Genomic DNA, 15,421 nt, shown 5'->3' on the forward strand with positions numbered 1-15,421 from the left:
GGCCCCTCAATCGGTCTGACCCGACTCTTAAGGTTCACTTAATCTCTGGCGTGCATACTCTCCTCCAGTTCAATGGAGGAGAGTGCAATGAAAAACCGTATTTATGAAAGTTTAACTACCGTGTTTAGCGTGCTGGTAGTAAGCAGCTTTCTTTATATTTGGTTTGCCACGTATTGATCTTTCTTCAGCCGTATCCAGGCGCGCGTGCCGGAAGTCTCTTCCCGGTTTTGCAGGAAAAACTGCCCGTGATGCAACTGCGTGATGCGGCTGACAATACTTAATCCCAGACCAATTCCGCCATAACGGCTGTCCATCCGTACAAACGCTTTGCTCAACTCTCCGCATTTACTCTCATCAATACCAGGCCCTTCATCTTCAACTGCCATTACCGCACCGCCATCTTCTTGCAGTTTAATCATAATGTTGCTGCCTTCGGGACTATAGCGATGGGCGTTTTCTACCAGGTTACGCAACAACATGCGTAGTAGAGTGGCGTCGCCCTGGACAGTGATGTCGGCGGCGCTTTCTGGCAACAGCAAGGTTTGCTGACGCTGGTCGAGCATGGTGCTGAGTTCGTCATAGGAGGGCAGGATCACATCATCCAGCAACTTTACATGCTGGTAATTACCCGAAGAGAATGACTGTCCGGCGCGCGCCAGTTGTAACAACTGGGAGACGCTGGCCATCATCTGATCGAGCCGCGCGACTAACGGCGCTACGTCAATGTTGTGCGTTTTCGCCATTAACTCCAGATGCAAACGTACCCCTGCCAGCGGCGTTCGTAGTTCGTGAGCGACGTCAGCGGTAAACAGCCGTTCGTTATCCAGCGTGCTGGTCAGGCGACTGACCAGATCGTTCAATGCAGAAACTACCGCTTCGATTTCGAGGGTGGCACTGTGAATAGCAATAGGTGTCAGGTTGTCGGCGGTACGCGCTTCCAGCTCTTTTTGCAGTTCCGCCAGTGGGCGGGTGATGCGAAGTACCGCCTGATAGCAGATAAACAGCGTCAGACTGACCATAAACACGCCAGGAACAATCAGACTGGCGACCGCCTCACGGATTTCACGCATGATGTGGCGATCGTTGTTGCGATTGTCGCGCAGCGCCTGCTCAAATAGCTGAATCTGCTCGGTGCTTTCATGCCATAGCCAGAAAACGCTGATCAGCTCAAACACCAGCAGAATTGCCCCAATGGTTAATATCAGCCGTTGACGCAGCGATATTGGTCGACGCAGAAAACGCATCAGGTTCAATTAGTTTTCCTCATTAGCGACCAGCATATAGCCAAAGCCGCGCACGGTGCGGATACGGGCTTTGCCCACTTTGTCGCGCAAGTTATGGATATGCACTTCCAGGGTATTCGTTGAGGGTTCGTTGTCCCAGTTGTAAATGTCGTTGTAGAGAATTTCCCGATGCACCGGACTACCCGCCTTGAGCATCAGGCGCGACAGCAGGGCATATTCTTTTGGTGTCAGGATCAGCTCTTCACCGCCCATCCATACCTGACGGCGACCCATATTCAGCGTCAGGTTGCCAACCTTCAGCTCGCTTTCGCCCTGATTATTATGGCGTCGCAGCAGGGCGCGGATGCGGGCGTGCAACTCTTCCAGCGCGAAAGGCTTCACCAGATAGTCGTCGGCACCGACATCCAGCCCGGCGATTTTGTCGGTAAGCGTGTCGCGGGCGGTGAGGATCAGTACCGGCAGGGTGTATTTTTTCTGCCGGATACGAGCGAGAAAATGCAGTCCATCTTCGTCGGGTAAACCTAAATCCAGCACCACCAGGCTGTAATGACCGGCTTCCAGGCTTTGTTCCGCCATCCGCGCGGTCGTGACGCCATCACACGCGTAGCCTTCAGTTTGTGCCGCCAGAATCAATCCCTGCAATAACAGTGTATCGTCTTCAACAATTAGAATTTTCATTCAGTCGTTCTCCTGCATGCCTGCAGAATATCATCCGCGGCTTGATAATACTTCGTCTCGACGCCGGTTAATCCCAACAGGGTTGAGAATAAATTGTCCTGTGAATAGTGCTGCGTTTGTGCTTGTTTTTGCAGGCAGCTTTGATCAACCTGATACCGTTTTTGATAATCCTCCGACAACCACAGCAGCATCGGAACCTGCTTTTGGCTATCCGGGGCGATGCTATAAGGCAAGCCGTGTAGATAGATGCCATTTTCACCTAACGATTCACCGTGGTCAGAAAGATAAATCAGGCTGGTGGTAAATTTATCCTGATGTTCTTTCAGCAGATTAATCGCTTTATCAACAATATAGTCGACGTAGAGCAACGTATTGTCGTAAGTATTGACCAGTTGCTCTTTGGAACAGGTCTGGATCTCGTTGGTGTCGCAGGTGGGAGTAAATTTCCTGAACTGCGGTGGATAGCGGTTGTAATAGGTCGGGCCGTGGCTGCCGATGGTGTGTAAGACAATCACCCCATCGCCTTGCAGATTATTGATGTACTCCTCCAGCCCGTGGAACAGCACTTCGTCATAGCATTCGCCGTTGATGCACTGACCGGGTAAGTTCAGGGCAGTGACGTTCTGATGAGGCACGCGGTCACATGCGCCTTTGCAGCCGCCATCGTTGTCATTCCATAGTACGTTGATGCCTGCCCGCTGAATGATATCCAGCACGCCTTCCTGGTGTTGTGCCAGCTCTTCTTTGTAATGCTCGCGCGGCATATCTGAGAACATGCACGGTACGGAGACAGCCGTTGCTGTGCCGCAAGACGCAGTATTAGGAAAATAGATCACGTTATCTTTCGCCAGTCGCGGGTTGGTTTCACGCGGGTAGCCATTGAGTGAGAAATTCTCCGCCCGCGAGGTTTCCCCGACGATCAAAATGGTCAGGTTTTTCCGGTTTCCTTTTTGCATTAACGGGTTGCGGTGTGCGTCCTCACCAATGCGTACCAGTGGCAGATTTGCCAGTCGCTGGTGGGAATACCATGACCAACTGGCAACAATGCTGTTGGAGGGGCTTAAAGATTTCACCAGCTCTTTGTTGTTGCGAAACAGCGAGGCGTAGTCTTTATAAAAAAGCACGGCAACCAGCACAATCAGCAGTACAGATATCAGGATACTGGCTCCACGGAAAAGAACACTGCGCAGGCGCGAGGCAGCAGGTTTGATTTTTATCCAGCAGGCAATCAGCGCAGCAAGTACGCCGCTTAACCCTAGCGTTAGTAACATGCGTGGCGTCATCAACGCATAACTTTCCGCCGGTGTGGTATCAATGATATTGGCAATCATCGAACGGTCGATGACGATGCCATAAGTCATGATGAAATATTGCGCAGATGCGCCAACGAGAATAAACAGACAGGCTAGTGGTCGATTAAGCCATAAGAAAGAGCCTAGTGTCAGAACAATATTAATCACGCTGAACGCGACGACTGGCATCGACAAGAAAACCAGCACGTTATGCAGCGAATCCAGCGGTAACGCCTGTAACACCTGTTTAAAAAAGGCAATGTTCAGGCAGATAGCAATATAAAAAGAGGCCAGCAATAGCCAGGCGAGTAAATTCAAAGAGGGTCTTTTTAAAAGGCGCTTTAACATCACGGTGTTTCCATCGAACAAAGTGCGCATATGCTCGCAAAGCAAAGTTAAGCCAACCTTAAGTTCTTAAGGTTGGCTTTTATGTTTGCTGGATTAAGGAGGCTTAATCTTTGCTAATGGGTGGATCTAAAGGATACGGGTTTTTATGCAGCCGGTTGTAGTTCAGCGTGTACATAGCGGTGATCACCATCAGAGTGACAAATGACCACATGACTTCTTGTGCACCAGAACCAACCACCGCCCAGATGCAGTAAAGGAAGGCGATAGTTGTGATGACCAGATACGCCGGACGCGCTTTGCCAAAGTGACCGTGGCCTAAAAGCAGTAAAGCTGCACAGGTATAAAGATAAGGCACCAGGGTAAAGATAACCGATACGGAAGAGACCAGACCGAACTCTTTGGTTGCGTTTGGTGAGATGCTGCTGAACTGGAAGATAGTCATCAGGATACCAACGATAATCAACCCGGCTACCGGTGTGCCTGCTTTGTTGACGCGGGCAAAAATCGGTGGGAACAAACCGTCATCGGCAGCGGCTTTCGCCGTTTGTCCAGCCAGTAACGTCCAGCCGCCGAGCGAACCCAGGCAACCAGCCGCCGCACAGAAGGAGACAATGGCTCCTGCGGTATCACCCAGCGCCATCCGTGCAGCATCACCGAATGGCGAGGCGGAAACGCGCAGTGCGGCATTCGGGATCATCCCCATAATTGCCGTGGTCGAGAGCACATAGCAGACGGCAGCAATCAGTACCCCACCAATGGTGGCAATAGGGACGTTGCGTTTCGGGTTTTTCACTACACCCGCTGCAACAGAAGCACTTTCTACCCCGATAAATGACCACAGCGTTACGTTTAAGGTGCTTTGAATTGCGCCGAAAGTGCCCAGACCGCTAACGTTCCAGGCCGCCATATAGGTTTCTCCGTGGAACCAGAACCAGCCGAATACGGCAATCCCGACGATGGGGATCAGCGCCAGTACAGTGGCGATGGCCTGCACGCGGGTAATCATTTTCGGCCCGACGATATTAAGCAGAACGAAGATCCACAGCACCACAACACAGGTGATAGTTAATACCAACGGATCTTTCAGTACCGGGAAGAAATAGCTCAGGTAGCCGACGCCAATGACCACCATAGCAATATTGCCGATCCAGCAGGCCAGCCAGTAGAGAACGTTAGTTTGATACCCGAGGAAAGGACCAAAACAGCGGCGCGCGTAGGCATATGAACCGCCAGGGCTGGGATCGAGGAACGACATTTTGGCGTAAACCATCGATAAAGCCAAAGCACCGATAATTGTCACCAGCCAACCATATATAGCAATCCCCCCCGTCGAGGCCAGATTTGCAGGTAACAGAAAAACACCTGACCCCATAATATTCCCCGACACCATTAGGGTGACGGGGATTAAGCCCACTTTGTGAGCATCAGCATCCGAAGACATAATAAAACTCCTGCGAAGGCGAGCTTCGTGACAATAAATTACGTCATATCATACGCCTGCATTCGCGCGTTGAATTATCGTCGGCTGGCTTATCGCTGATGCTGTTATTAATATATCTCTTCGTTAAGGTTATAAATCAGGCGATAGAACGTTCTCTATGCTGGCTAACATAATGGAGTGGGGTCATGCCATAGAAATCTTTAAATACAGAAATAAAGTAAGACGTACTGTTGTAGCCACAGGACTGTGACACCTGTGAGATATTTTTACCATCCATCATTAATTCATTTACGGCATAACGCATCCGGCAGGTGGTTATTATTTGGCTATAACTGGTGTTTTCGCTTTTCAGCTTTTTCTTTAACAAACTTGGGCTAAGGCATAAACAACTGGCTACCATACTAAGATTCCAGTCTTTATGGATATCGCTTTCAATGATTTGATAAACGCTGTCGCTAACACAATTACGTAACATATGCATTAGCAGTGAAAGGAATTTTTTACTGTCGAGAAAACGAGATAGTACAGTGAATAATAATGCACGTGTTCGTTCCTTTTCCGATTCTGTTTCAGCGGGCATTATGCTGTGTTGCGCTGCGACGCGAAACACCTCTGGTGTCAGGCATGACAGGGAAATAAAAGGCGTGGCGCTACGCTGCCAGACCGGTATTTTCGAGAGATCTTTATTCAGAAAACGGAGATAATCTTTGATGATGTCGAGGCTAATATACGCAACCAAAGTGTTATTCAGAGAGGAGACGTCGATAATATTGTTTTCACAACTTAATAACGTTATATGGTTAGCTTTCAAACTTATAGGTTCTTTCCCATTCACTCTTAGCCAGACATCTTTTTCAGTTAATAAAACTATACAAGGTTGGTTGCTGCAAATCCTCATACATGTACTCCTGAAATGCAAAGAAAATAGTGGATCTCGCCAACATAGAGAGATACCGGGGACTGGTTATATAATTGTATGACGAATCAAAACATGCATAAAAATAACGTGTTTTGCTAATATTACAAATTTTTATAGTAATTTCTCATGTACAAAAATTTTTACAGAGTGAAGAAGTGTAAATAACAAACAAAAAAAGCGCGGGGTGGGACCGCGCAAAAAGTATGACATTTTTGTTTGCAGCAATTTTTATGAAAACGTTGCCATACTCAAAAGGCCTCAGGCCAGGCGGCGTAATGTTATTTAAACAATTACGCCTTCAGCGGAATAGTGGTTACGCTTTCACACACATTACGTGGTAAATACCGTCAATAATTTCGGTGCCTTCCGTTTCGTGTTCAAAACCAGGGAAATGATGATCCCAGGATTGCAGTGAGCGTAAATAGCTTACTTGTGGGCTGTTTTTATCGCCAAAGTTTTCACCGGAAAGCAGCATTGGGATCCCGGGCGGATATGGGATGACTGAGTTCGCCGCAATACGTCCCGGCAGGTTTTCAATGGATACCAGTTCAACGTTGTTATCGACAATTGCGTTGTATGCTTCGCGCGGAGTGATTTCTGCCACCGGCAGGCCGGAATAGGCTTCGTTCAATCGTGCGCCAGGATTGTTTTCTTTCAGCCAGGCAAACATTTTGTCGCCCAGATCGTGAATACCCATGTTCGCATAAGTGTCAGGATATTGTTCAACAAGTTCCGGCATTACCTGAGCCAGCGGGGTGTTAGCGTCGTAGTGGCGTTTGAAGGAACAGAGGGTGTTAGCCAGCGTTCCCCATTTCCCACGGGTTACGCCCATTGAGAACAGGAACATAATCTGGAAGTCGGTGGTACGGGTGGGCACAATGCCGTGGCGACCCAGCCATGCGGTAACCAGTGCCGCCGGAACACCGGTTTCTTCCAGTTCACCGTCTTCACCCATCCCCGGAGCGAGGATGCTGACTTTAATCGGGTCAAGCATACTCCAGTTATCCGGAATATCTTTGAAGCCGTGCCAGCTTTCGCCCGGATGCATTACCCAGCAGTCCTGAACGGTGGTCAGCAGTTTGTGCGGTGCGTCGGCAAAGTCATAGGTTTTGCCGGTTTCCGGATCGGTAACCACTTCTTTATTCCACGGCTTAAAGAACCAACTACCTTCGTCAGCAAACTCTTTGTACAACCGTGCCATTGCCTGGCGGAAATCGACCGCTTCGTCGATCACTTCCTGAGTCAGCGACAGGCCGCTGTTGCCGTCCATCATTGATACAGCCACATCGTTTGACGCGCAGATGGCATATAACGGGGAAGTGGTGGCATGCATCATGTATGCCTGATTGAAGCGGGAGAAGTTAATCGCGCCGCGGCCTTCACGTACATGAATATAAGACGCCTGCGACAGTGCATTCAGCAGTTTATGAGTGGAGTGAGTGGCGAAAACGGTAGGACCGCTGTGATCACCCGGCTCACCGCGCATCGCGTAGTGATCGGCATAGATCGGATTAAAACGTGCGTAACCGTACCAGGCTTCGTCGAAGTGCAGACGATCGGCGGTTTTTTCCAGCAGATCCTGCGCGTCTTTGGCGTTATAGCATACGCCGTCATAGGTGCAGTTGGTTACCACGCAGTAAGAGGGTTTTTGCCCGACTTTGTCTTTGGTCAGCGGGCTTTCGCTGATTTTCTTCTGCAAGGTTTCAGGCTGCATTTCCTGCGGATAGATTGGCCCGATAATGCCGTAGCGGTTGCGGCTTGGCACCATGTATACCGGTTTCGCGCCAGTCAGCATTAAACCTTGTTCGATGGATTTGTGGCAGTTACGGTCAACAACAACCACGTCGTTATCTGTCATGCAGGCTTGCATGATGGTGCGGTTAGACCCTGAAGTGCCGACGACGACTGACCAGGAGCGGTCGGCACCAAATACGCGCGCGGCATATTTTTCGCTTTCGCCAAATGCGCCAGTATGGTCAAGTAAAGAACCGAGGGAAGTTCGTTCGATGCCCATGTCGGTGCGGAACAGGTTTTCACCATAGTAGTCATGGTAGAAACGTCCGGCGGGGGTTTTAGTGAAGCCAACACCGCCCTGGTGACCTGGCGCGGCCCAGGAGTACTCATGGATGTCGCTATATTTCATCAGCGCGCTGAACAGTGGCGGCAATAGCTGTTGGCGGTAGCGGGACATCGCTGCGATGGCGCGTCCGGCGATAAAGTCAGCGGTATCTTCCAGAATCCAGGCGAATTCATCGACAAGCTCCAGCAGATCGCGATCCAGCGCGGCGATTGATTTTTCCCGGTCGCCTAACAGGAATACCGGCACATTTTGCTGACGCTCATGAAGCTTACCGATCAATTCTCTGACATTTTGGTGTTCGTCCGGATGCTCCATTTGATAACTGAACATCAGACAATCAATGGCTTCATTTGAAGAGAGAATGGCAAAGCCATCATCAAAGGAGGTGGATTTAATCACGGTAACATTTTGTTGGCTCAAGGCATTTGCCAGACGCTCAACGGCGCTACCGACCCAGGTGTCCTGATGTAGAAACTCGCTTTCAACAATTAATACTTTCATCATTGCTTACCCGGTTGTGAAGGAATCTTCGCTGCGGGCAAGTATCTTCCGGGCTAGTCGTGCGTTAATGCCAAATGCGCCGCCCTGAAGCAGCGCATCCGGCAATGACGTACTTACTCTTTCGGTTTAAACCGCAGCAACCGGTTGGCGTTGCTCACCACGGTAATCGACGAGAGTGCCATGGCTGCCCCGGCAACCACCGGGTTAAGCAAGGTTCCGGTGAACGGCCATAAAATACCGGCGGCGACGGGGATCCCAATGCTGTTATAGATAAACGCACCAAGCAGATTCTGCTTCATATTACGCAGCGTTGCGCGGGAGATGGCGAGCGCATCAGCAACGCCCATCAGACTATGGCGCATCAGAGTAATCGCTGCGGTTTCAATCGCAACATCACTTCCACCGCCCATTGCAATACCGACATCAGCCTGGGCCAGTGCTGGCGCGTCGTTAATACCGTCACCCACCATTGCGACCTGACGCCCCTCGCTTTGCAGACGTTTAATCGCTTCGGCTTTACCATCCGGCAATACACCCGCAATCACTTCATCAATCCCCGCTTCTTTGGCGATCGCATTGGCGGTCGTTGGGTTATCCCCGGTCAACATCACCAGACGATATCCCGCTTTATGCAGCCGTTGCAGCGCCGCCACGCTATCACTACGTAATGGATCGCGTACTGCCAGCAGGGCTACCGCTTTACCGTCAACCGCCAGCAGCACTGGCGTTGATCCTTGCGATGCCTGGGCGGTAATCTCCGCTTCGATAGCTTTCGTATCTACTTGCTGATCATTTAACAGCGCCTGATTCCCCAACAGCAGCGCATGGCCTTCTGCTTCACCGCTCACGCCCAGCCCGCGCAATGTGCGGAAGCCGTTGACTTGTGGCAGTTGCATATCGCCTGCTTTATCGAGGATTGCCCGCGCCAGTGGGTGGCTGGAACCTTGTTCCAGTGCCGCCGCCAGACGCAGCGCCTGCGCTTCGTCAACATCAGCAAAGGTTTTCACAGTGACAACCTGCGGCTTCCCTTCGGTCAGCGTCCCGGTTTTATCGAAAACTACGGTATCCAGCGTACTGGCACGTTGCAGTGCGTCGGCGTCACGCACCAGCACACCGAACTCTGCCGCGCGGCCGACACCAGAAATAATCGACATCGGCGTTGCCAGCCCCAGCGCACACGGGCAGGCGATAATCAGCACCGTGGTGGCAATCACCAGGGTATAAACAATTTGCGGTGCCGGACCAAAGAAATACCAGATTGCCGCACTGATCAGCGCAATCACCACCACTACCGGCACAAACACGGCAGAGATTTTATCCGCCAGTTGGCCGATTTCCGGCTTACTGCTCTGGGCCTGGCGCACCATGCGAATAATCCGCGACAAGGTAGTATGGCTGCCAACCGCACTGGCGCGAAACAGCACGCTGCCGTCCTGCACCACCGTCCCGGCATGGACACTATCGCCTTCGCCTTTTTGCTGCGGAATAGGTTCACCCGTCAGCATTGCTTCATCCAGCCACGCTTCGCCCTGGGTAATCTCACCATCTACCGGCACACGATCACCGGTCGTCAGGCGCAGCAACATACCTGGCTGCACTTCAGCCAGCGGCACACTTTTTTCACCATCTTCGGTGACCAGTCGTGCCGTGGGCGGGGTTAAATCGAGTAATTTCTCCAGCGCTTTAGAAGAGCGCTGACGTGCGCGCGCTTCCAGCATATGGCCGAGATTAATCAGACCGATAATCATCGCGCTGGCTTCGTAATAAAGATGTCGCGCTTCCATCGGGAACCACTGCGGCCACAGGTTGACGCTCATCGAATAGAGCCACGCCACGCCTGTACCCAGCGCTACCAGCGTATCCATCGTCGCCGCGCCGTTCAGCAGGCTTTTCCATGCGCTGCGGTAAAAATGCCCACCCGCGAAAACCATCACCGCCAGCGTAATCAGGCCGATAACCAACCACAGGTTGCGGTTGTCGGCAGTGACCATCATGTTCTCGCCAATCATCCCCCAGACCATCACCGGGATACCCACCGCCAGGGCGACAATCGCCTGCCAGCGGAAGCGTTTCATAGTCGCGACGGCGGTTTCCTGCTGGCGCTCGCGGCGTTTAGCATCATCTTCAATCGCCTCTGCGCCGTAGCCCGCTTTTTCCACCGCCTGCACTAAATCTTGTGGGGAGGCACTGCCCATCACCAGCGCAGTGCGCTCCGCCAGGTTTACCCGTGCCTGGGTGACGCCCGGTACGCTTTGCAGCGCGTTCTGCACCCGGGTGACACAACTGGCGCAGCTCATGCCGCTCAGCAGCAACTGCTGACTATCGTCTTCGGCGGTCGCTGCCGGAAGCTCATCAGGAACCGCTGTCAGTGCTTCCGACGGGATTGATGACTCCGCCAGCGGTTTAGCCTTTGGGTGGCTTACTGATGCGTCATAACCCGCTTGCTTGATAGTTTCGATAAGCTGTTCTGCGCTGGCAGTACCGGTAACGTGCGCTTCAGTGATAGACACGTCCGCCTGCTCAACGTCCGGGCGCTGCTCAAGACTCTCTTTTACGCGTTTAACGCAGTGACCGCAGGACAAGCCGTCCAGGGTCAGGTCGATTGTTTGAGACATAATTCACTCCTTTAAGACAGTGTTGACTGACTGAGATAAAGGGTAAACCTTCCAGCAAGGGGAAGGTCAAGAAATTAATTAATCACCAGGATAAAAGTCAGTGAAGATTAAAAAATTGGCTCAATTTCCATCAGAATCAGACAATTATCTCTTTGTTTTCCTGTAGTTAATTTGCGGGTGCTAAGTTAAATCAGGATGCCTGAAAATTGGCATCGGGGTGAGGAATAACCTCCCGCATCTATAAAAAGGAGTTAACAAAAGATGTCAGATGCAAAAAATTTACAGCAGGCAGTGGACCAGGCATATACCCAATATCATTCACTGAGCGGCGGACAAAATGCCGATTACATTCCCTTTCTGGCGAATGTCCCCAGCCAACTGGCGGCAGTGGCTATTGTGACTTGCGATGGTAGCGTCTATCGCGCGGGTGACAGTGATTACCGCTTTGCGCTGGAATCCATCTCGAAAGTCTGTACGTTAGCCCTCGCGCTGGAAGATGTCGGCTCGCAGGCGGTTCAGGACAAAATTGGCGCTGACCCGACCGGATTGCCTTTTAATTCAGTCATCGCCTTAGAACTTCATGGCGGCAAACCGTTGTCGCCACTGGTGAATGCAGGTGCTATCGCCACTACCAGTCTGATCAAAGCCGACAATGCCGAGCAACGCTGGCAGCGGATTTTACACATCCAACAACAACTGGCTGGGGAGCAGGTGGCGCTCTCTGATGAAGTGAATCAGTCAGAGCAGACCACCAACTTCCACAATCGCGCAATTGCCTGGCTACTGTATTCCTCCGGATACCTCTATTGCGATGCGATGGAAGCCTGCGACGTGTACACCCGTCAGTGCTCCACGCTTATCAATACCGTTGAACTGGCGACGCTTGGCGCGACGCTGGCGGCGGGCGGTGTTAATCCGCTAAGCCAAAAACGTATTCTTCAGGCCGATAATGTACCGTACATCCTGGCCGAAATGATGATGGAAGGACTGTATGGTCGCTCCGGTGACTGGGCGTATCGCGTGGGGTTGCCCGGAAAAAGCGGCGTTGGCGGCGGTATTCTGGCGGTCGTACCTGGCGTGATGGGTATTGCCGCGTTCTCGCCACCGCTGGATGAAGAAGGCAACAGTGTTCGCGGACAAAAAATGGTGGCATCGGTCGCTAAACAACTCGGCTATAACGTGTTTAAGGGCTGATCATGATGAACACGGAAGGTGATAACGATAACAAACCCCTCGGGCTATGGAATGTTGTTTCCATCGGCATTGGGGCGATGGTGGGGGCGGGGATCTTTGCCCTGCTGGGGCAGGCCGCGTTGTTAATGGAAGCCTCGACCTGGGTCGCCTTTGCCTTTGGCGGTATTGTGGCGATGTTTTCCGGTTATGCCTACGCGCGGCTTGGGGCGAGCTACCCCAGTAACGGCGGGATTATTGACTTCTTTCGTCGGGGATTAGGTAATGGCGTCTTTTCGCTGGCTCTATCGTTACTGTACCTGATGACGCTGGCGGTGAGTATCGCGATGGTGGCTCGTGCCTTTGGCGCTTATGCCGTGCAGTTTTTGCATGAAGGCAGCCAGGATGAGCATCTTATTTTGCTGTACGCACTGGCGATCATTGCGCTGATGACACTATTTAACTCCTTAAGCAATCATGCGGTAGGGCGGCTGGAAGTGATCCTCGTCGGCATCAAAATGATGATCCTGTTGTTGTTGATCGTCGCAGGCGTCTGGTCGCTACAACCAGCGCACATTTCTGTCTCTGCACCACCCAGCTCCGGCGCGTTCTTCTCCTGTATTGGGATAACCTTCCTTGCTTATGCGGGCTTTGGCATGATGGCAAACGCAGCGGATAAAGTGAAAGATCCGGCGGTCATTATGCCACGGGCGTTTCTGGTGGCGATTGGCGTTACCACGCTACTCTACATTGCGCTGGCGCTGGTGCTACTTAGCGATGTTTCGGCATTAGAGTTAGAAAAATATGCCGATACCGCCGTAGCGCAAGCCGCTTCTCCGTTGCTCGGACATGTGGGTTATGTGATTGTGGTCATCGGCGCTTTACTGGCGACGGCCTCAGCCATCAACGCCAACCTGTTTGCCGTGTTTAACATCATGGACAATATGGGCAGCGAGCGCGAACTGCCGAAATTAATGAATAAATCCCTGTGGCGGCAGAGTACCTGGGGAAACATCATCGTAGTGGTGTTGATTATGCTGATGACGGCGGCGCTGAATTTAGGCTCGCTCGCCAGCGTCGCCAGTGCCACTTTTTTGATCTGCTACCTGGCGGTGTTTATGGTCGCTATCCGCCTGCGTCATGATATTCACGCCTCGTTACCGATCCTTGTTGTTGGCACGCTGGTTATGTTGTTGGTGATCATCGGGTTTATTTACAGTCTGTGGTCACAGGGCAGCAGTGCGCTGATGTGGATTATTGGCGCACTATTACTAAGCCTTATTGTGGCAATGGTAATGAAACGGAATAAAACGGTATAAACTTTTCTGTGCGCGGTGCTTTCTGTACTGCGCTTTTATTTTTATCCTTAAATTAATCTCCTTTCTTATGCCTTTAATAAATAATTCACAAAAAAAAGATATATAGACGATAAAACTGTGATTTCTATCACTTCCTGGTATGGATTATTCTTAACAAGGATGATGGTAATCTAAAAGTCGTAGTGTATTCTTAATAAATGACGTATAAGCTTTTCAACTGCATTTCTTTTAAAGGGGGAAGTAAAAACGAAAGAGATGCGCAAGTTATTACCCTTCTTAAATAAAATGATGCTGGTTATAAAGATCAGTTAAAATAATGACCTGGAAGGAAGTGACTTACCTATGGCGCGATTACAATTAAAAAACCGTAAAAATAAAGGTCTGATATTTTTAATAAGTTTTATTGTGATGGGAGGAGACGCGCTTGCTGCACCGTTACCACAATGGGCTAATGCCCCTGCGGTTACGCCGGTTGCCAGTTTATCCTTACAGGAAAGTATATTACGCGCATTTGCCCGCAATCCTGACGTCACCCAACAGGCGGCGCAGATAGGTATTGGCGAAGCGCAAATCGATGAAGCCAAAAGTGCCTGGTATCCGCACGTGGGTTTAACCGGCAACGCAGGCCCGTCGCGACAAACTGACTCCAGCGGCAGGCTGGATAACAACGTTTCTTATGGCATAACCCTGACGCAACTGGTGTATGACTTTGGTAAAACTAACAACAATATCAAACTGCAAACTGCCGCTCGTGATAGCTACCGCTTTAAATTAATGGCCACCCTGACCGATGTCGCAGAGAAAACGGCGACCGCCTATATGGAAGTTAGCCGTTATCAGGCTTTGTGTGACGCGGCGCAACGCAATATTCACTCGCTGGAAAATGTCTATAACATGGCGGCACTGCGCGCCAATGCCGGGCTGAACTCATCTTCTGATGAATTACAGGCCCAGACGCGTATTGCCGGAATGCGCTCGACGCTGGAGCAATATCAGGCACAGATGGCCAGCGCCAAAGCACAACTGGCGGTGCTGACCGGCGTACAGCCGGAGGCGATAGCCGCGCCGCCAGGCGAATTAGCCGAACAGCCAGTATCGCTAAAAAATATCGATTATCAGTCCATCCCACTGGTGCTGGCGGCAGAAAACTTACGCCAGTCGGCTCAGTACGGGGTAGAAAAAACCAAAGCGCAATACTGGCCCACGCTCAGTATTCAGGGGGGCAAAACGCGCTACTAGACCAGTGACCGTTCGTACTGGGACGACCAGTTACAGTTGAACGTCAATGCGCCGCTGTATCAGGGTGGCGCGGTTTCTGCTCAGGTGCAACAAGCCGAAGGGCAACAAAAAATCTCTGCCTCGCAGGTCGAACAGGCAAAACTGGATGTGCTGCAACGGGCGTCGGTGGCGTATGCCAACTGGACCGGTGCACGGGGTCGTGAAGAAGCAGGTTTAGCGCAATCCGAAAGCGCGCACAAAACGCGAGATGTGTACCAAAATGAATATAAATTAGGCAAACGCAGTCTGAATGATCTATTAACCGTCGAGCAAGATGTCTTTCAGGCGCAATCGGCTGAAATAAATGCCAATTATGATGGTTGGGTCGCAGCAGTTAATTATGCCGCTGCGGTTAATAACCTGATTCCATTAGCGGGAATTAAACAAGGCTTATACAACGACTTACCCGACTTGAAATAATCCTGCCATTATTAATAGTAGGGCTACATCGTTATTAAGTGATTTTACTCGTCATGCTTCAGGTTAGCATGAATTGCGGCTGCGTATCCTCTCGCTTGCCACCTTTCTGCAACTTG

Annotated in this window: 10 protein-coding genes and 1 pseudogene; 4 read left to right on the plus strand and 7 right to left on the minus strand. The window is 51.1% G+C overall.

What is annotated here, in order from left to right; all coding sequences use genetic code 11:
• Positions 1–87: 87 nt before the first annotated feature.
• A complete protein-coding gene (gene pmrR / locus ESM_RS1000000127225) occupies positions 88–177 on the plus strand; it encodes an LpxT activity modulator PmrR (RefSeq protein ID WP_001517597.1) in 90 nt (29 codons plus the stop codon).
• Here the strand turns inward: pmrR and pmrB are convergent.
• From pmrB to copA, 7 genes are all read right to left on the minus strand, one after another.
• Positions 153–1,253 carry a two-component system sensor histidine kinase PmrB gene (gene pmrB / locus ESM_RS0120190; RefSeq protein WP_001052120.1) on the minus strand — a complete coding sequence of 367 codons (1,101 nt, stop codon included), beginning with the start codon at positions 1,251–1,253 and terminating at the stop codon, positions 153–155. The two genes, pmrR and pmrB, sit on opposite strands and share 25 nt — an antisense overlap.
• Positions 1,254–1,922, minus strand: coding sequence for a two-component system response regulator BasR (basR, locus tag ESM_RS0120195; protein ID WP_000697920.1), 669 nt, complete (start codon positions 1,920–1,922; stop codon positions 1,254–1,256). It lies immediately after the preceding gene.
• On the minus strand, positions 1,919–3,562 hold the full coding sequence (gene eptA, locus ESM_RS0120200; RefSeq protein ID WP_001517598.1) for a phosphoethanolamine transferase EptA: 1,644 nt from the start codon (positions 3,560–3,562) through the stop codon (positions 1,919–1,921). The genes basR and eptA overlap by 4 nt, the downstream gene beginning before the upstream one ends.
• 103 nt (positions 3,563–3,665) lie before the next feature.
• Complete coding sequence (gene adiC / locus ESM_RS0120205; protein ID WP_000093135.1) at positions 3,666–5,003, minus strand: arginine/agmatine antiporter; 1,338 nt, start codon at positions 5,001–5,003, stop codon at positions 3,666–3,668.
• Positions 5,004–5,139: 136 nt separating this feature from the next.
• Positions 5,140–5,901 (minus strand): AraC family transcriptional regulator, encoded by a 762-nt coding sequence (locus ESM_RS0120210; protein WP_001217088.1) that lies wholly within the window; start codon positions 5,899–5,901, stop codon positions 5,140–5,142.
• A gap of 334 nt (positions 5,902–6,235) precedes the next feature.
• Positions 6,236–8,503, minus strand: a complete 2,268-nt coding sequence (gene adiA / locus ESM_RS0120215; protein ID WP_077627741.1) for an arginine decarboxylase — start codon at positions 8,501–8,503, stop codon at positions 6,236–6,238.
• 113 nt (positions 8,504–8,616) lie between these two features.
• Positions 8,617–11,118, minus strand: a complete 2,502-nt coding sequence (copA, locus tag ESM_RS0120220) for a copper-exporting P-type ATPase CopA (RefSeq protein WP_000083928.1) — start codon at positions 11,116–11,118, stop codon at positions 8,617–8,619.
• A gap of 261 nt (positions 11,119–11,379) precedes the next feature.
• Between copA and glsA the strand changes: the two genes are divergently transcribed.
• From glsA to ESM_RS01000000125420, 3 genes and pseudogenes are all read left to right on the plus strand, one after another.
• The gene (gene glsA / locus ESM_RS0120225; RefSeq protein WP_001278189.1) at positions 11,380–12,312 is read left to right on the plus strand and encodes a glutaminase A; all 933 of its coding nucleotides are present in this window, start codon (positions 11,380–11,382) and stop codon (positions 12,310–12,312) included.
• Between the two features lie 2 nt (positions 12,313–12,314).
• On the plus strand, positions 12,315–13,607 hold the full coding sequence (locus ESM_RS0120230; protein WP_000982141.1) for an APC family permease: 1,293 nt from the start codon (positions 12,315–12,317) through the stop codon (positions 13,605–13,607).
• A 342-nt stretch (positions 13,608–13,949) separates the two neighbouring features.
• A pseudogene (locus ESM_RS01000000125420) lies at positions 13,950–15,305 on the plus strand (TolC family outer membrane protein).
• Positions 15,306–15,421 lie beyond the last annotated feature (116 nt).

This window comes from Escherichia sp. TW09308 (assembly GCF_000208565.1).
Taxonomy (GTDB): domain Bacteria; phylum Pseudomonadota; class Gammaproteobacteria; order Enterobacterales; family Enterobacteriaceae; genus Escherichia; species Escherichia marmotae.